23 protein-coding genes and 2 tRNA genes are annotated in these 25,923 nt (G+C 70.9%); 20 read left to right on the forward strand and 5 right to left on the reverse strand.

The window, feature by feature from the left end; translation table 11 throughout:
• Positions 1-72: 72 nt before the first annotated feature.
• Together AB0P07_RS07605 and AB0P07_RS07610 are read right to left on the reverse strand one after the other, a co-directional pair.
• Positions 73-633 (reverse strand): CGNR zinc finger domain-containing protein, encoded by a 561-nt coding sequence (locus AB0P07_RS07605; RefSeq protein ID WP_365546473.1) that lies wholly within the window; start codon positions 631-633, stop codon positions 73-75.
• Between the two features lie 287 nt (positions 634-920).
• On the reverse strand, positions 921-1,334 hold the full coding sequence (locus tag AB0P07_RS07610; RefSeq protein WP_004002642.1) for an SsgA family sporulation/cell division regulator: 414 nt from the start codon (positions 1,332-1,334) through the stop codon (positions 921-923).
• 191 nt (positions 1,335-1,525) lie between these two features.
• Between AB0P07_RS07610 and AB0P07_RS07615 the strand changes: the two genes are divergently transcribed.
• The 9 genes from AB0P07_RS07615 to AB0P07_RS07655 all read left to right on the forward strand — a co-directional run bounded on the left by AB0P07_RS07615 (position 1,526) and on the right by AB0P07_RS07655 (position 9,863).
• Positions 1,526-1,978 (forward strand): TIGR02611 family protein, encoded by a 453-nt coding sequence (locus tag AB0P07_RS07615; protein WP_365546476.1) that lies wholly within the window; start codon positions 1,526-1,528, stop codon positions 1,976-1,978.
• Between the two features lie 78 nt (positions 1,979-2,056).
• Positions 2,057-2,128: transfer RNA gene (locus AB0P07_RS07620), tRNA-Val, on the forward strand.
• 447 nt (positions 2,129-2,575) lie between these two features.
• Positions 2,576-3,877 carry an extracellular solute-binding protein gene (locus tag AB0P07_RS07625; protein ID WP_365546479.1) on the forward strand — a complete coding sequence of 434 codons (1,302 nt, stop codon included), beginning with the start codon at positions 2,576-2,578 and terminating at the stop codon, positions 3,875-3,877.
• A complete protein-coding gene (locus AB0P07_RS07630; RefSeq protein ID WP_365546481.1) occupies positions 3,877-4,875 on the forward strand; it encodes a sugar ABC transporter permease in 999 nt (332 codons plus the stop codon). The genes AB0P07_RS07625 and AB0P07_RS07630 overlap by 1 nt, the downstream gene beginning before the upstream one ends.
• The gene (locus AB0P07_RS07635; protein ID WP_365546484.1) at positions 4,872-5,783 is read left to right on the forward strand and encodes a carbohydrate ABC transporter permease; all 912 of its coding nucleotides are present in this window, start codon (positions 4,872-4,874) and stop codon (positions 5,781-5,783) included. The genes AB0P07_RS07630 and AB0P07_RS07635 overlap by 4 nt, the downstream gene beginning before the upstream one ends.
• Positions 5,784-5,795: 12 nt before the next feature.
• Positions 5,796-6,395, forward strand: coding sequence for a hypothetical protein (locus AB0P07_RS07640; protein WP_365546487.1), 600 nt, complete (start codon positions 5,796-5,798; stop codon positions 6,393-6,395).
• A 120-nt stretch (positions 6,396-6,515) separates the two neighbouring features.
• Positions 6,516-9,254 carry a Tat pathway signal sequence domain protein gene (locus AB0P07_RS07645; protein ID WP_365546490.1) on the forward strand — a complete coding sequence of 913 codons (2,739 nt, stop codon included), beginning with the start codon at positions 6,516-6,518 and terminating at the stop codon, positions 9,252-9,254.
• A gap of 39 nt (positions 9,255-9,293) precedes the next feature.
• Entirely contained in the window at positions 9,294-9,752 is a 459-nt protein-coding gene (locus AB0P07_RS07650; RefSeq protein ID WP_365546492.1) for an SRPBCC family protein, read from the forward strand.
• Between the two features lie 39 nt (positions 9,753-9,791).
• Positions 9,792-9,863: transfer RNA gene (locus tag AB0P07_RS07655), tRNA-Val, on the forward strand.
• 139 nt (positions 9,864-10,002) lie between these two features.
• On the opposite strand, the gene AB0P07_RS07660 is transcribed toward AB0P07_RS07655, so the two are convergent.
• On the reverse strand, positions 10,003-10,728 hold the full coding sequence (locus tag AB0P07_RS07660) for a 3'-5' exonuclease (RefSeq protein ID WP_365546495.1): 726 nt from the start codon (positions 10,726-10,728) through the stop codon (positions 10,003-10,005).
• A 171-nt stretch (positions 10,729-10,899) separates the two neighbouring features.
• Here AB0P07_RS07660 and AB0P07_RS07665 point away from each other — a divergent pair, with 171 nt between their 5' ends.
• From AB0P07_RS07665 to AB0P07_RS07680, 4 genes are all read left to right on the forward strand, one after another.
• A complete protein-coding gene (locus AB0P07_RS07665) occupies positions 10,900-11,466 on the forward strand; it encodes a DUF4365 domain-containing protein (protein ID WP_365546498.1) in 567 nt (188 codons plus the stop codon).
• Positions 11,463-12,737, forward strand: coding sequence for a hypothetical protein (locus tag AB0P07_RS07670; protein WP_365546501.1), 1,275 nt, complete (start codon positions 11,463-11,465; stop codon positions 12,735-12,737). The genes AB0P07_RS07665 and AB0P07_RS07670 overlap by 4 nt, the downstream gene beginning before the upstream one ends.
• A 92-nt stretch (positions 12,738-12,829) precedes the next feature.
• Entirely contained in the window at positions 12,830-14,806 is a 1,977-nt protein-coding gene (thrS, locus tag AB0P07_RS07675) for a threonine--tRNA ligase (RefSeq protein ID WP_365546504.1), read from the forward strand.
• A gap of 154 nt (positions 14,807-14,960) precedes the next feature.
• Positions 14,961-15,509 carry an HIT domain-containing protein gene (locus tag AB0P07_RS07680; RefSeq protein WP_125633170.1) on the forward strand — a complete coding sequence of 183 codons (549 nt, stop codon included), beginning with the start codon at positions 14,961-14,963 and terminating at the stop codon, positions 15,507-15,509.
• A 131-nt stretch (positions 15,510-15,640) separates the two neighbouring features.
• Here AB0P07_RS07680 and AB0P07_RS07685 read toward each other — a convergent pair whose 3' ends face one another.
• Together AB0P07_RS07685 and AB0P07_RS07690 are read right to left on the reverse strand one after the other, a co-directional pair.
• Positions 15,641-17,296, reverse strand: coding sequence for a hypothetical protein (locus AB0P07_RS07685; protein ID WP_365546507.1), 1,656 nt, complete (start codon positions 17,294-17,296; stop codon positions 15,641-15,643).
• A gap of 241 nt (positions 17,297-17,537) precedes the next feature.
• Positions 17,538-19,736, reverse strand: coding sequence for an elongation factor G-like protein EF-G2 (locus tag AB0P07_RS07690; RefSeq protein ID WP_365546510.1), 2,199 nt, complete (start codon positions 19,734-19,736; stop codon positions 17,538-17,540).
• Between the two features lie 272 nt (positions 19,737-20,008).
• Here AB0P07_RS07690 and pgsA point away from each other — a divergent pair, with 272 nt between their 5' ends.
• From pgsA to AB0P07_RS07725, 7 genes are all read left to right on the forward strand, one after another.
• Entirely contained in the window at positions 20,009-20,677 is a 669-nt protein-coding gene (pgsA, locus tag AB0P07_RS07695) for a phosphatidylinositol phosphate synthase (protein ID WP_102927941.1), read from the forward strand.
• Positions 20,674-21,603, forward strand: coding sequence for a phosphatidylinositol mannoside acyltransferase (locus AB0P07_RS07700; protein WP_365546513.1), 930 nt, complete (start codon positions 20,674-20,676; stop codon positions 21,601-21,603). Before pgsA ends, AB0P07_RS07700 begins: the two co-directional genes overlap by 4 nt.
• A complete protein-coding gene (locus AB0P07_RS07705; protein ID WP_365546516.1) occupies positions 21,600-22,763 on the forward strand; it encodes a glycosyltransferase family 4 protein in 1,164 nt (387 codons plus the stop codon). Before AB0P07_RS07700 ends, AB0P07_RS07705 begins: the two co-directional genes overlap by 4 nt.
• Positions 22,764-22,802: 39 nt before the next feature.
• Positions 22,803-23,345 (forward strand): hypothetical protein, encoded by a 543-nt coding sequence (locus AB0P07_RS07710; RefSeq protein WP_164412786.1) that lies wholly within the window; start codon positions 22,803-22,805, stop codon positions 23,343-23,345.
• A gap of 119 nt (positions 23,346-23,464) precedes the next feature.
• On the forward strand, positions 23,465-24,376 hold the full coding sequence (gene pdxS, locus AB0P07_RS07715) for a pyridoxal 5'-phosphate synthase lyase subunit PdxS (RefSeq protein WP_365546520.1): 912 nt from the start codon (positions 23,465-23,467) through the stop codon (positions 24,374-24,376).
• A 12-nt stretch (positions 24,377-24,388) separates the two neighbouring features.
• Entirely contained in the window at positions 24,389-24,997 is a 609-nt protein-coding gene (gene pdxT / locus AB0P07_RS07720; protein WP_365546522.1) for a pyridoxal 5'-phosphate synthase glutaminase subunit PdxT, read from the forward strand.
• A 47-nt stretch (positions 24,998-25,044) separates the two neighbouring features.
• A complete protein-coding gene (locus tag AB0P07_RS07725) occupies positions 25,045-25,797 on the forward strand; it encodes a YebC/PmpR family DNA-binding transcriptional regulator (RefSeq protein WP_102927935.1) in 753 nt (250 codons plus the stop codon).
• The last annotated feature ends 126 nt before the right edge of the window (positions 25,798-25,923 follow it).

Consider the following 25,923-nt stretch of genomic DNA (forward strand, 5'->3'; position numbering starts at 1 on the left):
CCCCGGCGCCACCCGCCGGGGGCCGCGTCGCCGTCCGCGCATCCACGGCCGCCGAAGCCCCGCGGCCGAGCGTCAGCCCGCCGCCTCCTTGCGCCGGGCCCGGTACGCGGCCACGTGCAAGCGGTTTCCGCAGGTGCGGCTGTCGCAGTACCGCCGCGAGCGGTTCCGGGAGAGGTCGACGAAGGCGCGCCGGCAGTCCGGGGCCTCGCAGCGCCGCAGCCGCTCCTGCTCCCCGGCGACCACGAAGAACGCCAGCGCCATCCCGCAGTCCGCGGTCAGGTGGTCCGCGACGGAGGCGCCGGGCGCGAAGTAGTGGATGTGCCAGTCGTAGCCGTCGTGGTCGGTGAGGCGCGGTGTGGTGCCGGCGGCCGCGACCAGGTCGTTGATCAGTCCGGCCGCCGTGCGCGCGTCGGGGGAGGCGAAGACCGCCGCGAACCGTCCGCGGATCCTGCGCACCGCCGAGAGGTCGACGTCCGAGAGCACGCCGACGTCGCTGATGGCGTGCGTTCCCACGAATTCCTGGAGGGACGCGACGTCCGGCAGTCCGTCCGGGGCCGATTCGTCCTCCGGCACGGTGTTCACCAGATCCACCACGGTGTCGAGCGCGCACCGGGTGTCGTGGGTGATCAGCACGTTTCGCTCCCTGGCCTGGGGGTCGGGCGGGCGCCCGCCGATGCTGGCCGATGGTAGTGGCTCGCGCGGCGGGCGATCCGGTCACGATCCGGTCCCGGCCGCCGATTGCCCCGAAGACTGCCCCTGCAACGAGGGCCGCCCCGCCCTCGTTCCCGGCGCCGCACGCAGCGGCGCCGCCCCCGCGGTGATCCGCGGCGGCGACGCCGGTGTGTGCCGTATGCGGTTGTCCGGGCCCGTGCCGTCACCCCGAGTCGACGGCGACGGGCGGCTTCACGCGGGGCCCCGCCCTAGCTTTCCGCCAGGATGTGCGAGAGCTCCTGATCGAGATCGAAGTGCCGGTGTTCCGTGCCGGGGGGCACGGCGGCGTCTGTGCGCTTCAGGAAGGACTCCAGGGCCCGCGCCGGGGCCTCGAGCAGTGCCTCGCCCTCCGGGGAGCTGAGAGCGATGCACACGACGCCCTGGCCGTGACTGCGCGACGGCCAGACACGGACGTCGCCGGTCCCGGTGGGACGGTGGAGACCTTCGGCGAGGAGGTCGCGGGCGAACACCCACTCGACGGTCTCCTCGGCTCCGGTGTGGAAGGTGGCGTGCACGGCGTAGGGGTCGGCCGTGTCGTACCGCAGGCCTGCGGGGACAGGCAGGGAGGACTCGCTCGACACAACGAGGCGCAGGTGCAGCTCGCAGCTGACCGTGGTGTTCATAAGCGCCAGGGCCTTTCGCTCAGTGTGCGCTCGGGGATTCGCACGTCGGCGAAATCGACATGCCACCTACGGTGCCGTTGTAAACCCCTCTGAGTGTTTTGCGTGCGTTTACGTAACTCTTCCGGCCGAGAGATCGTTCGGGTCTTGCGCCCATTCCGGTGACAGGTTTCGCTCCGGTAGTGTTTGGCCGTATGAACACGGGGAGTGACAAGCCCGGCGAGGCAGCCGTGGCGGAGGACCGTACGGGGACGGACGAGGCCGGGGTGCAGCGTGCGCTCGGCTCCCGTGCGCCGGAATTCGTCAAGGCGCGCCGTGCGCTGCATCTGAGCTGGCAGGTCGGCGTCTTCATCGTCGGCCTCGCGGTCGTGGTGGCCGGCGTCGCCATGCTCGTGCTGCCGGGACCGGGCTGGGTCGTGATCTTCGGCGGCATGGCGATCTGGGCGACCGAGTTCGTCTGGGCCCAGCTGGTGCTGCGCTGGACCAAGCGCAAGGTCACCGAGGCGGCGCAGCGTGCCCTCGATCCGAAGGTGCGGCGCCGGAACATCATCCTGACCGCGACCGGTCTGGTGATCATCGCCGCGCTGGCCGGGGTCTACCTGTGGAAGTTCGGCCTCGAGATGCCCTGGAACATCAAGGACCAGTGATCGCCCGCGGGGGTGCGCCGTCGCGGCCCCCGCTGGTCATGGGCGCCTCTGACATGGGGTAATGTTCTTCCTGCGTCCGGGCGATTAGCTCAGTGGGAGAGCGCTTCGTTCACACCGAAGAGGTCACTGGTTCGAACCCAGTATCGCCCACCGGATCATCAGGCGGCCCAGTTCACGAAGGTGAGCGGGGCCGCCTTCGTGTGTCGCACGCGGGGGGAGCGTCGGCCGGTGAGCGGGTGCCCGCCTTCCCGGGCGTGCGTCCTGGTGTGCCGACTCGCCAAGGCGCGTCGCGCGTGGTCGGTACGGTCCCGGCCCCGGGCCTTCCCTCCGCCCGGCTTCACCCAACCGTGACCTTCCGCGCTGCCCGCCCCGGCGGGTCCCCCAGGCGTTCGGCCCGTCGGCCGCACCGCGCCGACCTGGCTGTTCTTCCCGCCGTCGGCGGGGAGGCCGCGAGCGGGCGGCATCGCCCTCGCGCGGCGGTGCCCGTGAATTCCTGTCCGAATCATTGACGCGCCTCCGGGCCCTCCGTACCTTGTGCCAGCAAGCGCTTACTTGAAACGATTCATGAGGCGGACGCGACGTCGCGAGGAGGCTCGTATGCAGCAGAGCGGGAATGCGGAGCGGCAGGCCGGGAGGCGGACGATCCTCAAGGCGGCGGGGGCCTCGCTGGCCGTCGCGGGACTGGGGGCCACGGCCACCGCGTGCGGCGGCGGCAGCGGCTCGGGAGACGGAACGGTGACGATCCGTTACTCCTGGTGGGGTGCCGAGGACCGGGCCGAACGCATCAACAAGACCATCGCGCTCTTCGAGACGAAGTATCCGAAGATCAAGGTCAAGACCGACTTCCAGCCGTACACCGACTTCTGGAAGAAGTTCAACACCCAGGCCTCCGGAGGCAATCCGCCGGACGTCTTCCAGAACGCCATCGGATTTCTCCGCAAATACGATGCCAAGAATGTGCTGCTCGACCTGAGCGGACAGGTCGAGGCGGGCAACCTCTCCATGGACGGATTCCGCGCGGGCCTGGAGAAGTTCGGCGAAATCGACGGCAAACTCCTCGGCGTGCCCGTCGGTTCCAACTCGATGGCCCTGGTCATCGACAAGCCCGTCTACATCCGGGCCGGCATCAAGCCCGAACAGGGCTGGACGTGGGACGACTTCGACGCGGCGATGACGAAGGTCCGCGACAAGACCGGACGGGCCGGCGACAGCGGCATGTACGGAGTCATGTACCTCTACGACCTGTACCTGCGTCAGAACGGCAAGGCCTTCTTCACCGAGGACGGACTCGGCTTCACCGAGGCCGACCTGACCACCTGGTGGACCAAGGCGGAGAAGGGCGTGAAGTCCGGCCTGTTCGCCGACCCCAAGAAGGTCGCCCAGATCAAGCCCAAGTCGGCGCTCTCCGCCGAACTCGCCGGCAGCGAGTTCACCTGGGACAACTTCACCGTCCGCTACACCTCCGAGGGCAAGAGCGAGTACGGCCTCGCGCCGATCCCGACCACCGACGGCAAGCGGACCGGCCAGTACCTGGGCTCCCTGATGCTCAGCGCCTACAAGCGCACCGAGCACCCCAAGGAGGTCGCCCAGTTCATCGACTTCATGGTCCACGACCCCGAGGTCGCCAAGATCATGGGCTACGACCGCGGTGTCCCGACGACGCAGACCCAGTACGACGCGTACCAGCCGACCGATCCCGTCAACAAGGCCATCGCCGCCTACGAGAAGTCGCTCGTCGAGGCCGGTGTCCTGGAGCAGATCACCCCGCACCCCAACGGCGCCGACATCTGCGAGGCCGCGTTCCTGCGCATAGCCGAGGAGATGGCGCTCGGCTCGCGGTCCGTCGAGGAAGCCGTCAAGCAGTTCTTCACCGAGTCGAAGACGGCTCTCGCCGGCTGATGGGAAGCGCCGTGACACACGCCCCCGCGACGGAGGCCCGGACGGACGCCGAGCCGCGCCACGGTCCGGTGAAGTCCCCGCGCCCCGCCGGGGCGAAGCAGCGGGGCCGCCGGGAGAACCTGGCCGGATACCTCTTCATGTCCCCCTGGATCGCCGGCTTCCTGCTGCTGACCGCCGGACCGATGGCCGCCTCGCTCTACTTCGCGTTCACCGACTACAACCTGTTCGACGCGCCCCGGTGGATCGGCCTGGGCAACTTCTCCGAGATGTTCGGCGACCCGCGCTGGCGCCACTCGGTCCGCATCACCCTGTGGTACGTCGTGGTCGGCACGCCGATCAAGCTGATCGCCGCGCTCGGTGTCGCCCTGCTGCTGGCGCAGAAGCGGCGTGGCCAGGCCTTCTACCGGGCGGCGTTCTACGCCCCGTCGCTGATCGGCGCGAGCGTGTCCGTCGCCATCGTGTGGAAGGCGATCTTCTCGGACGACGCGGTCGTCGACCGCGCCCAGCAGCTCTTCGGGATCGACGCCGGCGGCTGGACCGGTGACCCGGAGCTGATCATCTACAGCCTGGTGGCGCTCACCGTCTGGCAGTTCGGCGCCCCGATGGTCATCTTCCTGGCCGGTCTGAAGCAGGTGCCGCGCGAGCTGTACGAGGCGGCCGACGTGGACGGCGCGGGGAAGCTGCGGCAGTTCTGGAACATCACCCTGCCGATGATTTCCCCGGTCCTCTTCTTCAACGTGCTGCTGGAGACCATCCACTCCTTCCAGATCTTCAGCTCGGCCTACATCGTCGGCGGCGGCGCCGGAGGCAACGCCTGCGGCCCGGCCGACGGGACGATGGTCTACACCTGCTACCTGTACGTCCAGGGCTTCGAGAACAGCCGCATGGGCCTGGCCTCCGCCATGGCGTGGATGCTGCTGGTCGCGGTCGCCCTGGTCACCGCGGTGCTGTTCTGGTCCCAGAAGCGCTGGGTGCACTACGAGGAGGGCGGCCGATGAGCGCGCAGGCCACCGACGTCACACCTGTCACAGACGCCCCACCGCCCCGGTCCACCAGGGCGGCCGTGCTCCGGCGCAGGCTGCCCGGGTCGCTCGCCTGGCACCTCGGCTCGCTGGCGATCCTCGCCGTGATCCTCTACCCGGTGCTCTGGGTGATCGGCGGCTCGTTCAAGGAGAGCGGCGACATCGTCGGCAGCCTGGACCTCTTCCCGGGCGACCCGATCACGGACAACTACACGAGCCTCGCCGACGGCATCGCGGACATCTCCATCTCCACGTTCTTCGTCAACTCGCTCTTCCTAGCCGTCGGTTCCGTGGTCGGGATCGTGATCTCCTGCTCGCTGACCGCCTACGCCTTCGCGAAGATCAGGTTCGCCGGCCGCAACCTGCTCTTCACCCTGATGATCGGCACCCTGCTGCTGCCCTACCACGTGCTGCTCATCCCGCAGTACGTGCTGTTCCGCAACCTGGACATGATCAACACGTACACCCCGCTCCTGCTGGGGAAGTACCTGGCCACCGAGGCGTTCTTCGTCTTCCTGATGGTGCAGTTCATGCGGAACCTGCCCAGAGAGCTGGACGAGGCCGCCCGGCTCGACGGCTGCGGGCACTTCCGCATCTACTGGTCGATCGTGCTTCCGCTGTGCCGGCCGGCGCTGATCACCAGCGCGATCTTCACCTTCATCAACTCCTGGAACGACTTCATGGGCCCGCTGATCTACCTCAACGAGCCCGGCAAGTACACGATCTCCCTCGGCCTGAAGATGTTCGTCGACCAGGAGGGCCTGGCGAACTACGGCGGCATGATCGCCATGTCGCTGGTCGCCCTGCTGCCGGTCCTCGCCTTCTTCCTGGCCTTCCAGCGCTATCTGATCGACGGCATGGCGACGTCCGGCCTGAAGGGCTGAGGTGGGGCTGCGATGACCGAAGCGCGTGCCAAGGCCCGTACCCGGCCGGGGGAGTCCCGGTTCGCCCAGGGCTTCGCCCTGTTCGCCGAATGCCTGCTCACCGGCGTGTGGATCGCGGTGGCCGCGCTGCCGCTGGTCACCTACCCCGCGGCCTTCGCGGCCGGCGCCCGGCACCTCGGGCGCCGGATGGCGCACGAGCGGGGCGGCTGGCGGGAGTTCGTCGCCGACTTCCGGGCGGCGGTGCGTCGCGGGTGGCTCGTCGGGGTCGCCGGGTGGGCCGCCCTCGCGGTGGTCTGGGTCGACGTACGGGCCGTACGGGACGGTCTGCCCGGCGGCCCGCTGGTCGGCGCCGTCGGCGTCCTCGCCCTCATCGGTGCGGTCGTCGCGGGACTGCGCGCGGCGGCGGACTGGCGCCCGGGTGCCTCCTGGCGGTCGCTGCTCGCCCAAGCGGGGCGGCGCACGGTGCTCGACCCGGCCGGTTCCTTCCTGCTCGTCGGCGGGCTGGCCGTCGTGGTCTGCTCCGCCTGGTTCAGCGCCCCGCTGGCGGTCGCCGTGCTGGGCGCCGTCGCCGCGGCGGCCGTCGCGGTGGAGGAACGCCACCGGCGCCGCTGATCCCGGGGCCGTCCCGTGCCGGAGCGGCCGCCCCTCCCCACCGAGGCCGGCGCCCCGGCGTCGCACCTCTTGCTGTCATGCCCTTGACACCCCTGCACACCCGCACGGAAAGGAAAGGCCATGTCCCCCATCCCCCGCAGGTCCCTCCTCAAGGCAGCCGCCGTCGCCGGCGCCGCCGCCCAGTTCAGCTGGGCGCTGGGCACGAAGAGCGCGCAGGCCGCGCCCGCCGCCGCACCGGTCGCCGACGACAGCCCCGTCACCCTGAGCTGGCTGGAGGACGGCGGCCTCGGCGCCGCCCCCGGCTCCACCGTCGGCGTCCCCTGGCCCAGGGGCACCTTCCGGGAGGACCAGGCGTTCGCCGTCACGGACGCCGACGGCAAGGCCGTACCCGTACAGTCCTGGCCGCTCGCGTACTGGCCCGACGGCTCCCTCAAGTGGACCGCCCACGCCGTCGGTTCCGGAAACGGCAAGCTCACCCTGGCCGCCGGCACCCCCGCCGCCCCCGCCAAGAAGGTCACCGTCGACGGGCGTGGCGGCACCATCGAGATATCGACCGGTGTCATCACCGCGAGAATCGGGAAGTCCGGGTCGACCCTGATCAAGTCGGTCACCCGCGGCTCCACCGAGATCGCCAGGAACGGCCGCCTCGTCCTGCTGCGCCAGCCCGAGATCGAGGACGGCGACCAGGGCACGGTGAAGTACGAACGCTTCGACGGTGCCATCGACGAGGTGAAGGTCGAACAGGAGGGCCCGGTCCGCGCGGTCGTCCGCATCGACGGCAAGCACCGCAAGGGCCACCGCGGCTGGCTCCCCTTCTCCATCCGCCTCTACTTCCACGCGGGCGCCGACTCCTTCCGCATGGTGCACACCATCACGTTCGACGGGAAGCAGGAACCCGGCAAGGCGAGCGGCGACTTCATCCGGGGCCTCGGCGTCCGCTTCACCGTCCCGATGCGCGACGAGGCCTACGACCGCCACATCCGGCTCGGCGGCGAGGGCACCGGCCTGCTCCGCGAGGCCGTCAAGGGCATCACCGGACTGCGCCGCGACCCGGGAGCGGCCGTGCAGGCCGCGCAGTTCGCCGGTGAGAAGCTGCCCGACCCGTCCACCTGGGACCAGCGGGTCACCACCCGCCTCCAGTACATCCCCGAATGGGGCGACTACACCCTCTCCCAGCTCTCCGCCGACGGCTTCACCCTGCGCAAGCGCACCAAGAAGGGCCACGGCTGGATCGGCGCCGGCGGCGGACGGCGCGCCTCCGGCTTCGGCTACGTCGGCGGCGCGAGCGGCGGCCTCTCCTTCGGCCTGCGCGACTTCTGGGAGAAGCACCCCGCCCAGCTCGACATCCGCGACGCCCAGACCGACGAGGCCGAGGTCACCCTCTGGCTGTGGTCGCCCGAGGCCCAGCCCATGGACCTGCGCTTCTACCACGACGGCATGGGCCAGGACACCTTCCCCGAACAGCTCGAAGGCCTCAACATCACCTACGAGGACTACGAACCCGGCTTCGGCACCCCCTACGGCATCGCCCGCACCTCGGAACTCCTCTTCTGGGCCAACGCCGCCACCCCGAGCGCCGAGAAGCTCGCCGCACAGGTCGAGGCGGTGCGCGTCCTGCCGCAACTGGCGGCCCCGCCGAAGCAGCTCATCAAGGCCAAGGTCTTCGGCCCAGGCCTCTACTCCGAGCCCGACCGCTCCACCCCCGCCAAGGCCAGGATCGAGGACCACCTCGACTTCCTCTTCACCTACTACAAGGACCAGGTGGAGCAGCGCCGCTGGTACGGCTTCTGGGACTACGGCGACATCATGCACACCTACGACGCCGCCCGGCACACCTGGCGGTACGACATCGGCGGCTACGCCTGGGACAACTCCGAACTCTCCCCGGACCTCTGGCTCTGGTACGCCTACCTGCGCTCCGGCCGCACCGACATCTTCCGCTTCGCCGAGGCCATGACCCGGCACACCGGCGAGGTCGACGTCTACCACCTCGGTGAATGGGCCGGTCTGGGTACCCGCCACGGCGTCCAGCACTACGCCGACAGCGCCAAGCAGCAGCGCATCGCCAACACCACCTACCGGCGCTTCTACTACTTCCTCACCGCCGACGAACGCGTCGGCGACCTCATGCGCGCCAACGTCGACTCCGACGAGACCTTCCTCGCCCTCGACCCGCTCCGCAAGATCCGCACCGAGCCCTACACCCCCGACCGCAACGCCCTCTCGATCGGCTTCGGCACCGACTGGAGCGGCCTGGTCTCGGCCTGGCTCACCGAGTGGGAACGCAAGGGCCCCAAGTGGGAGAAGGCCCGCGACCGCGTCCTGTCCACCATGGAGACCATCGCCGCCCAGCCCAACGGCTTCGTCCAGGGCAGCGGCCTGTACGACCTGGACACCGGGAAGTTCGCCGTCGCCGACACCCCGAAGGTCGAGGTCTCCCACCTGTCGGCCGTCTTCGGCCTGAACGAACTGTGCGCCGAACTGATCGACCTCGTCGACATGCCGAAGTTCGAGGAGGCGTACTACGACTACTGCCGCTACTTCAACGCGAGCAAGACCGAACAGGCCGAGCGCTACGGCTCCAACTTCGGCAGCCTCATCCTCTTCCAGGGCCACTCGCGCCTCGACGCCTACGCTGCCGTGCGGACCGGCGACGACAAGCTCGCCACGCGCGCGTGGCAGAAGTTCTACGACTCCGACGGCTACAAGGAGTCGGCGCCCTGGAAGACGGAGAAGCTGAGCGGTCCCGCCGCCCTGGTCCCGGGCAGCGAGGCGAGCTGGGTCTCCACCAACGACACCGCGCTCTACGGTCTCGCCGCCATCGAGAACCTCGCACTCCTGGGGGACAGGATGCCGTAGCCGGCCCCCGACCGGCGCGGGCGCGGGCACACTGCACGGGTGGACTGGAACCATTACCGCTTCCGCAGCCTGTGGGCCCTGCCCGCGCCCGCCCCCGACGTCTACCGGGCCCTGGAACGGATCGAGGACTACCCCCGCTGGTGGCCACAGGTGCGCGAGGTCACCCGTCGCGACGACACCAGCGGCGTCCTGCGGGTCCGCTCCCTCCTCCCGTACGACCTGACGACGGTCCTGCGGGAGGGGCGGCGGGATCCGGAGGCTGGGGTGCTGCAGGTCGAGATGAGTGGCGACCTGACGGGGTGGGCGCGCTGGACGGTCACCGAGCGGGGCTCCGGCACCCTCGCCCGCTACGACCAGGAGGTCGTCGTGCACAAGCCGCTCCTGCGCCGCCTGGCCGTGCCGGCCCGCCCCCTGTTCCGGGCCAACCACCGCCTCATGATGCGGGCCGGGCGGCGGGGCCTCGCCGCCAACCTGGCAGGGGGCCGACAAGCGGTTTGATGGAAACGCCGGGCGCACTGTATTGTTCAGGGCGTTCCCGGGCGATTAGCTCAGTGGGAGAGCGCTTCGTTCACACCGAAGAGGTCACTGGTTCGAACCCAGTATCGCCCACGCTCGCGAGAGCGACGTGTGTCCGCAAACCACGCGGACCACGTCGCTCTCTTCGTTCCTGCGCGGCTTCGCCGCGCGTTGTGGGGGCTCCGCCACCCACACCCCCGTCCCGGCGTCGCCCCGGGCCGGAGAGGAAAGGTCACGCCGCCGCCGGCAGGTCCGGTCGCAGCGGCCAGGCCGGGTCGACCGCCCCCTCCGTGCCGTTGAGCGCGAACCACGCCTGCAGCCCGCGCGCCTGACCGGCATGCCACACCGCCTGAAGGGTGTGCAGCTCGGCGGGGGACAGGCGCTCGAGCCGCGCCTGGAAGCGGCGCCCCACCGCCCGTACGACCTCCAGTGCCGCCTGCGCGTCGGCCGCCGCGTCGTGCGCGCCCTGCAACTCGACGCCGTAGTGCGCGCACAGGTCGGTAAGGGTGCGGCGCCCCTTGCGGTAACGGTCCAGGTGCTTGTCCAGCACCCGTGGGTCCAGCACGTGCAGCGAGGTCCGCTCCAGCCAGCGGCCGAGCGACGAGGCGCGGTGCCGGCGCAACTCCCGGTCCAGCAGGGTGAGGTCGAACGGTGCGTTCATCACCGCCAGCGGCCGCCCGGCGCGGGCCTGTTCGGTCAGCGCCTCGGCTATCTCGTACATCACCGGGGCCGGCCACCGCCCGTGCCGCTCCACATGCTCCTGGGTCAGCCCGTGCACCGCCGTCGCCGCCTCGGGCACCGGCACGCCCGGATTCACCAGCCACCGGGTCACCCGCGGCCGCAGCCCCGGCGCGTCCTGGACGACGAGGGCCGCCGACACGATCCGGTCGGTCTCGGTGTCCACACCCGTGGTCTCCGTGTCGAAGGCGGCCAGCGGCCCCTCGAACCAGCTCGTCATAGGGCACTCAACTCCTCGTCCGAACACGGCAGCTGACGCGCCGTCCCTTGTCCCGGTTCGGTGATACCCGGGCCGTTTGCGAAGTACGCCGGAAGGACACAACAGGAGTACGGGTCTTTGCAGTTCACAGACCCGCAGCGGGGATTCACCAGTTCTGGAAGGCTGTTGGTCATGGCCATTGCGCAGCCCGAACGGGGCGGGCTGCTTGCGGAGCGCACCGCGCCCCCACGCGGCTCTCTCGCCACCACCGCCTGCATGGAGACCTTGCAGGTCGGCTACCTCCACGCGGTCGCCGCCGCCGCGGGCTGCTCGCTCTCCCAGCCCTTCCCGGACAACGGCATCGACTGGCACGTCAGCCACAGCGCCCCGGGGCACACCGTCGACGACGAGGTCACCATCAAGGTGCAGCTCAAGGCGACCTACCAGCTCCCGCCGAATCCGCCGGGCCGCTTCTTCTCCTTCACCCTCGACAACGACCACCTGGCGAAGCTCGCCCGCACCCCGGTGTCGGTGCACAAGATCCTGGTCGTGATGATCGTCCCCCGGTCCCGGGACCAGTGGCTGCGCGCCGGCCACGACCGGCTCGACCTCAGGCACTGCTGCTACTGGACCAACCTCGCCGGACATCCGGTCACCGGACGGCGGCGCACCACCGTGCGGATGCCGACCGCGCGGATCTTCGACGACCGGGCGCTGTGCGAGATCATGACGCGGGTCGGGACGGGAGGCAGACCATGACGCACCGCCCGGCCGGCGAACCCCCGCGGTCCGTCCAGCCCCTGCGATCCGTACGGCCGCACCCGGCCGACACCCTCGACGACGCCATCCCGGAGGGCCTCCCGTCCCGGCCCGAGGCCGTCGACCCGACCGTGCTGAGCGCCCTGCTCCACCGGCACGGCTGGCAGCGCCGCGGCGGCGCCCCGGGCCGCTACGGCCGCTGGACCCCGCCCGGCCGGGCCGCCGGCGCCACCAGCCTCCTGGTACCGGTCAGCCGCGCCTTCCCCGACAGCGACGACCTGCTCGCCGAGGCGCTGCACGCCCTGTCGCGCAGCGGTACGCCCGGCGCCCGCGAGATCCTGCTCTCCCTCACCGTCCCCAGCGACGAGATCCGCTGGGAACGCGACATCCGGACCGGGCCCGCCGACACCGCCTCCTGGACCGCCGAGGAGCAGCTGCGCTCCGCCGCCCGGCGGACGCTCCTCGCCGGCGCGCTCGCCACGCGTGCGCGTGCGGGCTACTACGGCGCCCGGCACCGGCACGCCGCGGACGCGGCCCTGGAGAACGTCCTGGTGGGGCCCGCCCCCGGTGGCCGCCTGCTCACGGCGTTCCTCCCCGTCGACACCGGCCGCGCCCTCGCCGTACGCCTCCACCAAGCCCTGTACGCCGCGCGTGAGGCCGTCGACTACCGGCGGGCCACCGGTGGCACCGAGGCCTTCGACTCGGCCGTCGCGGCGGGGGTCAGCCACGAACTGGCCGAGTCGCTGGTCGCCCTGGTCCGCGGCACCGAGGGCGCCCGGATAGCGGTCGGCTGGGCACCGGCCGCGGGTGTCCCCGAGGGCTGCGGCGCCCACGCCGAACCCGTCGAGTTCTCGCCCGGCGACCTGCCCGCCCTGCGCGAGGCCGCCGCCCGCTACCTGCGCGCGGAGCCCTCCGTCCCGGTGCGGATCACCGGCACCGTCGTCCGCATGCGCCGGCCCGGACCACGCGGCCCGGGCACCGTACGGCTGCGGGTGCTGGCCGGCGCCGAGGTGCCGCACGTGCGCGTCGCGCTCGACGAGGAGGCCTACCGGATCGCCGGGCACGCGCACCTCGTCGGGCTGCCGGTGCGGGTACTCGGGCGGCTGGAGAGCCGGGGCGGGTTCCGCCGGCTCACCGGAGCCTGCGAGATCACGCCCGTACAGGTCGACGAGGCGGAGCGGGACCGGCTGCTCAAGGCCGTCCAGGAGCACGTCGAGGTCGCGGCCTTCCTCGAGGAGGCCTGCGGCGACGGAGGCGAGCGCCGGTATTGATTTCGCGGTGGGCGGGCCCGGGTCGGTACGATCGCCCTCATGCGTGCGCTCCGGTATGGCGCCGCAGCCCCACCTTCAGTCAGGAGAGACCGGTGTCAGACGTCCGTGTGATCATCCAACGCGATTCGGAGCAGGAAGAACGCGTGGTGACGACGGGCACTACGGCCGCCGAGCTCTTCGCCGGCCGGCGCTCGATCATCGCGGCGCGCGTGGCCGGTGAGCTCAAGGACCTCGCCTACGAGGTCAAGGACGGCGAGACCGTCGAGGGCGTCGAGATCTCCTCCGAGGACGGCCTGAACATCCTGCGCCATTCCACCGCGCACGTGATGGCGCAGGCCGTGCAGGAGCTGTTCCCGGAGGCCAAGCTGGGGATCGGGCCGCCCGTCAAGGACGGCTTCTACTACGACTTCGACGTCGACAAGCCCTTCCACCCCGATGACCTCAAGGCCATCGAGAAGAGGATGCAGGAGATCCAGAAGCGGGGACAGCGCTTCTCCCGCCGAGTGGTCACCGACGACGCCGCCCGCGAGGAGCTGGCCGACGAGCCGTACAAGCTGGAGCTGATCGGTCTCAAGGGCTCCGCGTCCCACGACGACGGCGCGGACGTCGAGGTCGGCTCCGGCGAGCTGACGATCTACGACAACCTGGACGCCAAGACCGGCGAGCTGTGCTGGAAGGACCTCTGCCGCGGTCCCCACCTGCCCACCACCCGCAACATCCCGGCGTTCAAGCTCATGCGCAACGCCGCCGCCTACTGGCGCGGCAGCGAGAAGAACCCGATGCTCCAGCGCATCTACGGCACCGCCTGGCCCACCAAGGCGGAGCTGAAGGCGCACCTGGAGTTCCTCGCCGAGGCCGAGAAGCGCGACCACCGCAAGCTCGGCAGCGAGCTGGACCTGTTCTCCATCCCGGAGCAGATCGGTTCGGGACTGGCCGTCTTCCACCCCAAGGGCGGCATCATCCGCCGGGTCATGGAGGACTACTCGCGGCGCCGCCACGAGGAGGAGGGCTACGAGTTCGTCTACACCCCGCACGCGACGAAGGGGAAGCTCTTCGAGACCTCGGGCCACCTGGACTGGTACGCCGACGGCATGTACCCGCCCATGCAGCTCGACGAGGGCGTGGACTACTACCTCAAGCCCATGAACTGCCCGATGCACAACCTGATCTTCGACGCGCGGGGGCGGTCATACCGTGAATTGCCTTTGAGGTTGTTCGAGTTCGGCACCGTGTACCGGTACGAGAAGTCGGGCGTGGTGCACGGTCTGACCCGGGCCCGCGGCTTCACCCAGGACGACGCGCACATCTACTGCACCCGCGAGCAGATGTCCGAGGAGCTCGACAAGACCCTCACCTTCGTCCTCAACCTGCTGCGCGACTACGGCCTGAACGACTTCTACCTGGAGCTGTCCACCAAGGACCCGGAGAAGTTCGTCGGCTCCGACGAGGCCTGGGAAGAGGCCACCGAGACGCTGCGCCAGGTCGCCGAGAAGCAGAACCTGGAGCTCGTGGCGGACCCGGGCGGCGCCGCGTTCTACGGCCCGAAGATCTCCGTCCAGGCGCGCGACGCCATCGGGCGCACCTGGCAGATGTCGACCATCCAGCTCGACTTCAACCTGCCGGAGCGCTTCGACCTGGAGTACACGGCCGCGGACGGCACGAAGACCCGTCCGGTCATGATCCACCGCGCGCTGTTCGGCTCCATCGAGCGGTTCTTCGCGGTGCTCCTGGAGCACTACGCGGGTGCGATGCCGCCGTGGCTCGCTCCGGTCCAGGCCGTGGGTATCCCGGTGGGGGACGCGCACGTGCAGTACCTGGAGGAGTTCGCGGCGGAGGCGCGGCGGAAGGGGCTGCGCGTCGACGTGGACTCCTCCTCGGACCGGATGCAGAAGAAGATCCGGACGCAGCAGAAGCAGAAGGTCCCGTTCATGATCATCGTCGGTGACGAGGACATGCACGGGGGCACGGTGTCGTTCCGCTACCGAGACGGTTCGCAGGAGAACGGCATTCCGCGTGACCAGGCGCTGGCGAAGCTCGTTGATGTGGTGGAGCGTCGCGTGCAGGTCTGATTTGGTCCCCGCCGACGCGGGGATGGTCCGTCGAAGAGGCGGAGCGGCAGCTCTCGGTAGGAATGCTCCCCGCCACCGCGGGGATGTTGGCCCTCGGGGGTATCTCCCCGGGGGCCTTTTCCATGGCTCCTCGCCGACGCCATATGCTGCACGCATGACGAGTGAGCCGGAGCAGCAGCTGGGAGTGGGGACGCCGGACGCTTTCCAGCGTCTGTGGACGCCCCACCGGATGGCGTACATCCAGGGCGAGAACAAGCCGAGCGGCCCCGGCGCCGACGACGGCTGCCCCTTCTGCTCGATTCCGGCCAAGTCCGACGAGGACGGTCTGATCATCCGGCGCGGTGAGCACGTGTACGCGGTGCTGAATTTGTACCCCTACAACGGCGGCCACCTGATGACCGTGCCCTATCGCCACGTCGCCGACTACACCGAACTGAACACCGTGGAGACCGCGGAACTGGCCGAGCTGACGAAGCAGGCGATGACGGCCCTGCGCACCGCGTCGGGCGCCCACGGCTTCAACATCGGCATGAATCAGGGGTCCGTCGCGGGCGCGGGCATCGCCGCCCATCTGCACCAGCATGTGGTGCCTCGCTGGGGCGGTGACACCAATTTCCTTCCCGTGATCGGCCACACCCGGGTTCTGCCCCAGCTCCTGGGCGACACCCGCAAGATGCTGGCGGAGGCCTGGCCGACGGCTTAGCCCTCGGCCGAGGGGTCGACCAAACAGCCCGTCCGGCGTTTGAGGACGAGGCCGTCCAGGCCGAAGCGGGGGTCTGGGGGCGGCAGCCCTCAGGGACGCCCGCCCAACCCCCCCCGCCCACCGCCGGAGGCCTACGCGTCGTAGACGTCCGCCTTCTTCGGCACCGCCTCCTGCACGGCCCCGCTCAGGCCGCCCGCGCGGGCGCCGAACTTCTCCGTGTCCACGCCGTTCTCCTTCAGCACCTTGATCGCCGCCGAGTGCACCGCCCGCAGCACCGGCGTGGCCGCGCGCAGCGCGTCGTCGGCCATGAAGCGGTGCCGCCAGGGCCGGTCCGCCCAGGCGTGCCGCACGCCGAAGGGCTCGGGCAGCGTGAGCTTGCCGCCCAGCCAGTACAGCAGCGGGGGATACCAGGTCAGCGGGGCCCGCGCGGCCAGCCGTACCACCTCGTCGGTGTCGACCAGCGGCAGCTTGACCGTGCGGGTCTCCCAGAACTTGACCGACTTCTGGACCGTCTTCTCCTTGGCGGCCGGCTTGCTGGTGAACAGGGAGTGCACCGGCCCCAGGGCGTGCCCGGTGACCTCGATGCGCAGTGTCTCGTGCAGCACCGTCACCGTGATCAGCATGGAGATGACCAGCTGGCCGTCCCACAGCGTCCACTGCACGCCCAGGTAGTGCCGGTCGCCCGCGCCGAACTGCTGCTTGTCGCAGATCTCCTGTATCGCGTGCTGCTTGACCTGGTACGCCTCGACGTCCGTGCCCTCGGGCCGGGACACCGAGTCCGCGTTCTCACCGATCGGGGTCACGATCCAGTGCCGTACGGTCGGCTTGGGGAAGCCGCCGGTGTGCAGTGGGCCGCGCTCCAGCATGCGCAGCCGGTCGTGGATGGCCTTGATGACGTCCCAGCTGCGGAACGGGTTGATCTCCCGGTCCGGGTCGGCGGGGACCAGTTCCTCGGCGAGCTGCCAGTTCCCCCAGCGGGTGCCCATGCCGAGGATGCCCTTGGGGCCGGCGTAGAAGACGGAGTTGGACTGCTGCTCGGCGCTGAGCCGGGCCAGGGACTGCCGCAGTTCCTCGGCGGCCGTCTCGCCGGGACTGCTCGGCACCGCCTCGGGCACCTTGGCGCCCACCCCGGCACCGGACAGGAGGCCGCTCCAGCGCTCCCGGAGGTCGCGCGCCGTACGCTCGCAGATGCGCTTGGCCCAGAACCAGCCGATCACCGGGGCGACGACGCAGGCGCGCGCGTACCAGGCCCAGAAGCCCGCGAAGGGCATCTTGAGGAGGAAGAGCACGGCGAGGACCGCCATCGCGAGCAGCAGCGCGGTGGCGAGCGCGCCGGCCCGCTTGTCCTCGCGCCGGCCGACGGTGGTGCGGATCTGGAAGACCAGGAGCCAGATCAGCAGTCCGGGCAGGAACAGCAGCCCGCACAGCACCATGACGGCGCTCAGCCAGTTGTCCCGGTCCCTGCGTATGCGGTGCGCCGCGAGGCTGTGCTCCACGACCACCTGGGGCTGGGTGCCGAAGGACTGGATGAGCGGGGCGCGCTTGGGGCCCAGCATCCGGTCGATGATGGCGCGGGAGTAGGCCTCGCCGAGGTTGGGCCGGAACAGCTTGATCCGGGGCTTGCCCACGGACGACTTGTGCCACTCACTGTTGGCCTTGAGTATCTCCTCGGCTTCGCTGTCCCGGTAGGCGGCCGAGGCCAGCGCGAACGTGGCCGTCTGGCCGCCGTCGTCCGTGCGCGGCACCTGCGGTCCGAAGAAGTCCGCGTAACCGCCGTCAACGGTCATTCCCGCCCCCGATCGCTACCACTGTCGCTCCTGCGGCCTTCCCGACTTCCCTGCCCCGCACACCTGTTGATCTGGTCATCAGCGTATCCGTCGGCAGCGCCGTGCGTCACGGGACGCCCAAAGGCGCCCCCACGCACGCGGGTTGACCGGCGGCGCGCCGTCGCACGCCGGGGCGGGATTCCGACGCGGGGGAGCGCGCCCTCCGGTGCGGCGGAACCCCGTACCGGAGGGCCGGGCTCCGCTAGGGCGCCGCCCGCACCTCCTCGCGCAGTCGGTCCGCGACCTGGGCCGGCATCGGTTCGTGCCGGGCGTAGCGGCGGTCGAAGCGGGCGGTGCCGTGCGAGAGGGAGCGCAGGTCCACGGCGTAGCGGCCGATCTCGATCTCGGGCACCTCGGCCCTGATCAGGGTCCGGCCGCCGCTGGTCTGCTCGGTGCCGAGCACCTTGCCGCGCCGTCCGGACAGGTCGCTCATCACCGCGCCCACGTAGGCGTCGCCGACCAGCACGCTCACCTCGGCGACCGGCTCCAGCAGGTGGATCTTCGCGTCGGCCGCGGCTTCCCGGAGCGCCAGCGCGCCCGCCGTCTGGAACGCGGCGTCGGAGGAGTCCACCGAGTGCGCCTTGCCGTCCAGCAGTGTGACCCGCACGTCGATCAGCGGGTGGCCCGCGGCGACGCCCCTGGCGGCCTGCGCGCGTACGCCCTTCTCGACGGACGGGATGAACTGCCGGGGCACGGCGCCGCCGACGACCTTGTCCACGAACTCGATGCCCGAGCCGCCCGGCAGCGGCTCCACCTCGATCTCGCAGATGGCGTACTGCCCGTGCCCACCGGACTGCTTGACGTGGCGTCCGCGCCCGGCCGCCCGGCCGCCGAACGTCTCGCGCAGGGAGACCCGATGGGGTACGACGTCGACCTGGACGCCGTAGCGGCTGCGCAGCCGTTCCAGGGCCACGTCGGCGTGGGCCTCGCCCAGGCACCACAGGACCACCTGGTGGGTGTCCTGGTTGTGCTCCAGGCGCATCGTCGGGTCCTCGGCGACCAGCCGGGCCAGCCCCTGGGAGAGCTTGTCCTCGTCGGGTTTGCTGTGCGCCTCGATGGCGAGCGGCAGCAGCGGGTCGGGCATCTCCCAGGGGGCCATGAGCAGCGGGTCGTCCTTGGCCGAGAGAGTGTCCCCGGTCTCCGCGCGGGTCAGCCTGGCCACACAGGCCAGGTCGCCCGCGATCACGTGCGTGACCGGCCGCTGCTGCTTGCCGAACGGCGTCGACAGGGCGCCGATCCGCTCGTCGACGTCGTGGTCCTCGTGCCCGCGGTCGGTCATCCCGTGCCCGGACACGTGCACCGTCTGGTCGGCGCGCAGGGTGCCCGAGAAGACGCGGACCATCGAGATCCGGCCCACGTACGGGTCCGAGGAGGTCTTGACGACCTCCGCGACCAGCGACTCCTCCGGGTCGCACATCCGCAGTTCGCGCCCGGCGCCCTCGGGCGTGGTGACCCGGGGCGCCGCGCGCTCCAGGGGTGTAGGGAAGCCGCGCGTGATCAGTTCCAGCAGCTCGACCGTGCCCAGTCCCTGCCGCGCGCCGTCGGCGGCGGGTGCGGCGGCCAGTACGGGGAAGAACACCCCGCGTGCGACGGCACGTTCCAGATCCTCGACGAGCGTCTTGACGTCGACCTGTTCGCCGCCGAGATAGCGCTCCATGAGGGTCTCGTCCTCGCTCTCCGAGATGATCCCCTCGATCAGCAGGGAACGGGCCTCGTCGAGCTGCGGCAGCTCCGCCTCACCCGGCTCCGACGCCGCGCGCTCGCCCGACGCGTAGTCGAAGAGCTTGCGCGACAGCAGGCCCACCAGGCCCGTCACGGGCGCGTGCCCGTCGGGGGCGGGCGGGCCGTGCAGCGGCAGGTACAGCGGCAGTACGGCGTCGGGGTCGTCGCCGCCGAAGGCCTCCGCGCAGGTCCGCGTCATCTCCTCGAAGTCCGCGCGGGTGGCCTCCAGGTGCGTGATCACGATGGCGCGCGGCATGCCCACGGCGGCGCACTCCTCCCAGACCATGCGGGTCGCGCCGTCCACGCCGTCGGAGGCCGAGACGACGAAGAGGGCCGCGTCCGCCGCGCGCAGACCGGCCCTCAGCTCACCGACGAAGTCGGCGTACCCGGGAGTGTCCAACAGGTTGATCTTGATGCCGTCCCATTCGACCGGTACCAGGGAGAGCTGTACGGAGCGTTGCTGGCGGTGCTCCATGTCGTCGTAGTCCGAGACGCAGCCGCCGTCCTCCACGCGGCCCGCGCGGTTCACCGCTCCCGTCGTCAGCGCGAGAGCTTCCACCAGAGTCGTCTTGCCCGAGCCGGAGTGGCCGACCAGCACCACGTTCCGTACGGACGCGGGGTGGTCGGCCGCCGTTGCCCTTCCGGCGGCTCCGGGGTGGGTGTGTGTCTTGTCGCCCATGTCCTTGCCTCCCGTGCACGGTGAGGTCACTGTGGGCGCGGACACGCGGGACCGCGTTCACTGGCGGCTCCGGCGACGCCCGCGGTCCTTCGAGCTTTCCACTCCCGTCACGCCCCGTCCATACGAAGAGCCCGATCCCGCGGCCTGCCCGTCGCCCGGCGACGGCTCCGGGTGCCCGGCCACCGCCCACGCGCGCGCGTGACTACGATGGGCCAGCCGGTGGCCAGCAGGGGCCGCGGCGCCACACCGACCGTCGGGAAGGCCAGAAGGCCATGCTGAACAAGTACGCGCGTGCCTTTTTCACGCGTGTCCTCACACCGTTCGCCGCGTTTCTCATCCGCCGGGGCGTCAGCCCGGACACGGTCACGCTGATCGGCACCGCCGGTGTGGTCGCGGGTGCGCTGGTCTTCTACCCCAGGGGCGAGTTCTTCTGGGGCACGGTGGTGATCACGCTCTTCGTCTTCTCCGACCTCGTCGACGGCAACATGGCCCGCCAGCTGGGCCGCTCCAGCCGCTGGGGCGCGTTCCTGGACTCCACCCTCGACCGGGTCGCCGACGGCGCGATCTTCGGCGGCCTCGCCCTCTGGTACGCGGGGTCGGGTGACGACAACGTGCTGTGCGCCGTGTCGATCTTCTGCCTGGCCAGCGGGCAGGTGGTCTCGTACACCAAGGCGCGCGGCGAGGCGATCGGCCTGCCGGTGGCCGTCAACGGACTGGTCGAGCGCGCCGAGCGCCTCGTCGTCTCGCTGGTCGCCGCCGGATTCGCAGGACTGCACAAGTTCGGCGTCCCCGGCATCCAGTACCTGCTGCCGATCGCCCTGTGGCTCGTCGCCGTCGGCAGCCTCGTCACGCTGGTCCAGCGCGTCGTCACGGTCCGCCGGGAGGCCGCCGAGGCGGACGCCGCCGCACAGGAGAGCCAGGGCACCGAGGCGGCGAAGTGAGCGCTCGGGACCGGCTGACCGACGGTCTGTACGGTGCCGGCTGGAGCACCGTGAAGAAGCTCCCCGAGCCCGCCGCCGTGCGCCTCGGCCGCACCATCGCCGACCTCGCCTGGAAGCAGCGCGGCACGGGAGTGCGCCGTCTGGAGAGCAACTACGCGCGCGTGGTGCCCGGCGCGAGCCCCGAGCGGCTCGCCGCACTCTCGCGCGCGGGCATGCGCTCGTACCTGCGCTACTGGATGGAGTCGTTCCGGCTCCCCGCGTGGAGCACCGAGCGGATCAAGGGCGGCTTCGCCCCCAAGGACCTGCACCACCTCACCGACGGCATGGCCGCCGGCAAGGGCGTGATACTCGCCCTGCCCCACCTGGCCAACTGGGACCTCGCGGGAGCCTGGGTCACCACGAAACTCGGCATCCCCTTCACCACCGTCGCCGAGCGCCTCAAGCCGGAGACGCTCTACGACCGCTTCGTCGCCTACCGCGAGGGCCTCGGCATGGAGGTCCTGCCGCACAGCGGCGGCACCGCCTTCGGCACGCTGGCCCGGCGGCTGCGCGACGGCGGCCTGGTCTGCCTCGTCGCCGACCGCGACCTGTCCGCCTCCGGCGTGGAGGTCGAGTTCTTCGGCGAGACGGCCCGGATGCCGGCCGGGCCCGCCCTGCTCGCCCAGCAGACGGGCGCGCTGCTGCTGCCGGTGACGCTCTGGTACGACGACTCACCCGTGATGCAGGGCCGGGTGCACCCGCCGGTCGAGGTGCCCGAGTCGGGCACCCGGGCGGAAAAGACGTCTGTCATGACACAGGCGCTGGCCGATGCCTTCGCCACGGGGATCGCCGACCACCCGGAGGACTGGCACATGCTGCAGCGCTTGTGGCTCAAGGATCTCGACCCGGCCAAGGCGCCCGGGGCCCGCGAGCGGGGCGACCGGTGAGGATCGGCATCGTCTGCCCGTACTCCTGGGACGTGCCGGGCGGCGTCCAGTTCCACATCCGGGACCTCGCCGAGTACTTCATCCGCCTCGGCCACGAGGTGTCCGTCCTCGCCCCGGCCGACGACGACACGCCGCTGCCCCCGTACGTCGTCTCCGCGGGCCGCGCGGTGCCGGTGCCGTACAACGGCTCGGTGGCCCGGCTGAACTTCGGGTTCCTGTCGGCGGCGCGGGTCCGGCGCTGGCTGCACGAGGGCGCCTTCGACGTCATCCACATCCACGAGCCGACCTCGCCCTCGCTGGGCCTGCTGACCTGCTGGGCGGCGCAGGGCCCGATCGTGGCCACCTTCCACACCTCCAACCCGCGCTCCCGCGCGATGATCGCCGCGTACGCGATCCTCCAGGCCGCCCTGGAGAAGATCAGCGCCCGGATCGCGGTGAGCGAGTACGCCCGCCGCACGCTAGTCGAGCACCTGGGCGGCGACGCGGTCGTCATCCCCAACGGCGTCGACGTCGACTTCTTCGCCGACGCCGAGCCCAGGCCCGAGTGGCAGGGCGGCACCATCGGCTTCATAGGGCGCATCGACGAGCCCCGCAAGGGCCTGCCCGTGCTCATGCGGGCCCTGCCCAAGATCCTCGCCGCCCGCCCGCAGACCCGGCTCCTGGTCGCGGGCCGCGGGGACGAGGAGGAAGCCGTCGAGAGCCTGCCGAAGGAACTGCGCTCCCGCGTGGAGTTCCTCGGCATGATCAGCGACGAGGACAAGGCCCGCCTCCTGCGCAGCGTCGACCTGTACGTGGCACCCAACACCGGCGGCGAGAGCTTCGGCATCATCCTCGTCGAGGCCATGTCGGCGGGCGCCCCCGTCCTCGCCTCCGACCTCGACGCCTTCGCCCAGGTCCTCGACCAGGGCGCGGCCGGCGAACTCTTCCCCAACGAGGACGCCGACGCCCTGGCCGAGGCGGCCGTACGCCTGCTGGCCGACCCGGAGCGGCGTGCCGCCCTGCGGGAGCGGGGCAGCGCCCACGTACGGCGCTTCGACTGGTCCACGGTCGGCGCGGACATCCTGTCCGTCTACGAGACGGTCACGGCGGGAGCGGCGGCGGTGGCGACGGACGACCGGGCGACGGGCCTGCTGGCCCGCTTCGGTCGGGCGAGGGACTGACCGGCCGGGCCGTCCCGCCCACGGATAGGCTTGCGGCCCGTGACCGCAACCCTCATCTGGATCCTGGTCGTCCTCGTCGCCGTCGGCCTGTACCTGAGCTGGACGGCGGGCCGCCTGGACCGGTTGCACGCCCGGATCGACGCCGCCCGCGCCGCCCTGGACGCGCAACTGCTGCGCAGGGCGTCCGTGGCCCAGGAACTCGCCACCTCCGGCGTGCTCGACCCGGCCGCCTCCATGGTCCTCTACGAGGCCGCGCACGCCGCCCGGCAGGCCGAGGAGGAGTTGCGGGAGGTCGCCGAGAGCGAGCTGAGCCAGGCCCTGCGCGCCGTGTTCGCCGACGCGCAGCAGGTGGACGCGCTGCGCGAGGCGCCCGGCGGAGAGGCGGCCGCCCACGAGCTGGCCGAGGCCGTACGGCGGGTACCCATGGCCCGGCGCTTCCACAACGACGCGGTGGGGGCGGCCCGCAGGCTGCGCGAGCACCGCAAGGTCCGCTGGTTCCGTCTGGCCGGGCACGCGCCCTTCCCGCTGGCCTTCGAGATGGACGACGAGTCGCCGGCCGCGCTGGTCGAGCGGGCGGCGTAGCACCGGGAGCACCGGGGAGCGAAAACGATCCACCGCCTTCCCATTGGCCCTTGCTGTGGCCTGCTCGCCTCGCGTTTCCTCGTTGCTGCAGAAACCCCCTTCCCCTCAGCGAGGTACCCGTGTCCAGCACGCTCCCCGAAAACCAGGCACCCGAGACCGGCACCGCGCGCGTGAAGCGCGGCATGGCCGAGCAGCTCAAGGGCGGCGTCATCATGGACGTCGTCACGCCGGAGCAGGCGGAGATCGCCGAGGATGCGGGCGCCGTGGCCGTCATGGCGCTGGAGCGCGTCCCGGCCGACATCCGCAAGGACGGCGGCGTGGCCCGGATGTCCGACCCGGACATGATCGAGGGCATCATCGACGCCGTCTCCATCCCGGTGATGGCCAAGTCCCGCATCGGCCACTTCGTGGAGGCCCAGGTCCTGCAGTCCCTCGGCGTCGACTACATCGACGAGTCCGAGGTCCTCACCCCGGCCGACGAGGTCAACCACAGCGACAAGTTCGCCTTCACCACCCCGTTCGTCTGCGGCGCCACCAACCTCGGTGAGGCCCTGCGCCGCATCGCCGAGGGCGCCGCGATGATCCGCTCCAAGGGCGAGGCCGGCACCGGCAACGTCGTCGAGGCCGTCCGCCACCTGCGGCAGATCAAGAACGAGATCGCCCGCCTGCGCGGCTACGACAACAACGAGCTGTACGCCGCCGCCAAGGAGCTGCGCGCCCCGTACGAGCTGGTCAAGGAGGTCTCGGAGCTGGGCAGGCTGCCGGTCGTCCTGTTCTCCGCCGGTGGTGTCGCCACCCCCGCCGACGCCGCGCTCATGCGTCAGCTCGGCGCCGAGGGCGTCTTCGTCGGCTCCGGCATCTTCAAGTCCGGCGACCCGGCCAAGCGCGCCGCCGCCATCGTGAAGGCCACCACCTTCTACGACGACCCGAAGATCATCGCGGACGCGTCCCGCAACCTCGGCGAGGCCATGGTCGGCATCAACTGCGACACCCTCCCCGAGGCCGAGCGCTACGCCAACCGCGGCTGGTAAGGCGTCCGATCCATGAGTGACACCCCCGTCATCGGCGTCCTGGCCCTCCAGGGCGACGTACGGGAGCACCTCGTCGCCCTGGCCGTGGCCGACGCCGTGGCCAGGCCGGTGAGGCGCCCCGAAGAACTCGCCGAGGTGGACGGCCTGGTCCTCCCCGGCGGCGAGTCCACCACGATCTCCAAGCTCGCCGTCCTCTTCGGCGTGATGGAGCCCCTCCGCGCGCGCGTGCGCGACGGCATGCCCGTCTACGGCACCTGCGCCGGCATGATCATGCTGGCCGACAAGATCCTCGACCCGCGCTCCGGCCAGGAGACGGTCGGCGGCATCGACATGATCGTGCGCCGCAACGCCTTCGGGCGGCAGAACGAGTCCTTCGAGGCCGCCGTCGAGGTCAAGGGCGTCGAGGGCGATCCCGTGGAGGGCGTCTTCATCCGCGCCCCCTGGGTCGAGTCGGTCGGCGCGGCCGCCGAGGTGCTCGCCGAGCACGACGGCCACATCGTCGCCGTCCGCCAGGGCAGCGCGCTGGCCACGTCGTTCCACCCGGAACTGACCGGCGACCACCGTGTGCACCGGCTCTTCGCCGACATGGTGCGCGCGAACCGGTCGGCGGAGTCCTTGTAGGATTCCTCCGTTCGTACAAAGACGGGTTACGCGAAGGAGACAGGCAGATGTCCGGCCACTCTAAATGGGCCACGACGAAGCACAAGAAGGCCGTCATCGATGCCAAGCGCGGCAAGCTCTTCGCGAAGCTGATCAAGAACATCGAGGTCGCGGCCCGCATGGGGGGCGCCGACATCGACGGCAACCCGACGCTGTACGACGCCATCCAGAAGGCGAAGAAGCAGTCGGTCCCGAACAAGAACATCGACTCCGCGGTCAAGCGCGGTGCGGGCCTCGAGGCCGGCGGCGCCGACTACGAGACGATCATGTACGAGGGTTACGGCCCCAACGGCGTCGCGGTGCTCATCGAGTGCCTCACCGACAACCGCAACCGCGCCGCCTCCGACGTCCGCGTCGCCATGACCCGCAACGGCGGTTCCATGGCCGACCCGGGCTCGGTGTCGTACCTGTTCAACCGCAAGGGCGTCGTGATCGTGCCCAAGGGCGAGCTGGGCGAGGACGACGTCCTCGGCGCCGTCCTGGACGCGGGCGCGGAGGAGGTCAACGACCTCGGCGAGTCCTTCGAGGTGCTCAGCGAGGCCACCGACCTGGTCGCGGTCCGCACCGCGCTCCAGGAGGCCGGCATCGACTACGAGTCCGCCGACGCCAACTTCGTCCCGACCATGCAGGTCGAGCTGGACGAGGAGGGCGCACGCAAGATCTTCCGGCTCATCGACGCCCTGGAGGACAGCGACGACGTGCAGAACGTCTTCGCCAACTTCGACGTGAGCGACGAGGTCATGGAGAAGGTGGACGCGTAGCGCGTCCCCTGCTCAGCGGGCCGACGGGGACACAACCCGTCGGCCCGTCGCTTTGTCGGTGGCACCCGATAGCCTTACGCAAGTCGAAGATCACCGTCCACGGACCGCAACCATCAATCGGGCAAC

It is taken from the genome of Streptomyces sp. NPDC085944 (assembly GCF_040686295.1).
Lineage (GTDB): Bacteria > Actinomycetota > Actinomycetes > Streptomycetales > Streptomycetaceae > Streptomyces > Streptomyces salinarius.

Coding starts and splice junctions, on each gene's coding strand:
- AB0P07_RS07610 (WP_004002642.1), bottom strand. CDS start 1,334: ATGAACACCACGGTCAGCTGCGAGCTGCACCTGCGCCTCGTTGTGTCG.
- AB0P07_RS07615 (WP_365546476.1), top strand. CDS start 1,526: ATGAACACGGGGAGTGACAAGCCCGGCGAGGCAGCCGTGGCGGAGGAC.
- AB0P07_RS07625 (WP_365546479.1), top strand. CDS start 2,576: ATGCAGCAGAGCGGGAATGCGGAGCGGCAGGCCGGGAGGCGGACGATC.
- AB0P07_RS07630 (WP_365546481.1), top strand. CDS start 3,877: ATGGGAAGCGCCGTGACACACGCCCCCGCGACGGAGGCCCGGACGGAC.
- AB0P07_RS07635 (WP_365546484.1), top strand. CDS start 4,872: ATGAGCGCGCAGGCCACCGACGTCACACCTGTCACAGACGCCCCACCG.
- AB0P07_RS07640 (WP_365546487.1), top strand. CDS start 5,796: ATGACCGAAGCGCGTGCCAAGGCCCGTACCCGGCCGGGGGAGTCCCGG.
- AB0P07_RS07645 (WP_365546490.1), top strand. CDS start 6,516: ATGTCCCCCATCCCCCGCAGGTCCCTCCTCAAGGCAGCCGCCGTCGCC.
- AB0P07_RS07660 (WP_365546495.1), bottom strand. CDS start 10,728: ATGACGAGCTGGTTCGAGGGGCCGCTGGCCGCCTTCGACACGGAGACC.
- AB0P07_RS07665 (WP_365546498.1), top strand. CDS start 10,900: ATGGCCATTGCGCAGCCCGAACGGGGCGGGCTGCTTGCGGAGCGCACC.
- AB0P07_RS07670 (WP_365546501.1), top strand. CDS start 11,463: ATGACGCACCGCCCGGCCGGCGAACCCCCGCGGTCCGTCCAGCCCCTG.
- AB0P07_RS07680 (WP_125633170.1), top strand. CDS start 14,961: ATGACGAGTGAGCCGGAGCAGCAGCTGGGAGTGGGGACGCCGGACGCT.
- AB0P07_RS07685 (WP_365546507.1), bottom strand. CDS start 17,296: ATGACCGTTGACGGCGGTTACGCGGACTTCTTCGGACCGCAGGTGCCG.
- AB0P07_RS07690 (WP_365546510.1), bottom strand. CDS start 19,736: ATGGGCGACAAGACACACACCCACCCCGGAGCCGCCGGAAGGGCAACG.
- pgsA (WP_102927941.1), top strand. CDS start 20,009: ATGCTGAACAAGTACGCGCGTGCCTTTTTCACGCGTGTCCTCACACCG.
- pdxT (WP_365546522.1), top strand. CDS start 24,389: ATGAGTGACACCCCCGTCATCGGCGTCCTGGCCCTCCAGGGCGACGTA.
- AB0P07_RS07725 (WP_102927935.1), top strand. CDS start 25,045: ATGTCCGGCCACTCTAAATGGGCCACGACGAAGCACAAGAAGGCCGTC.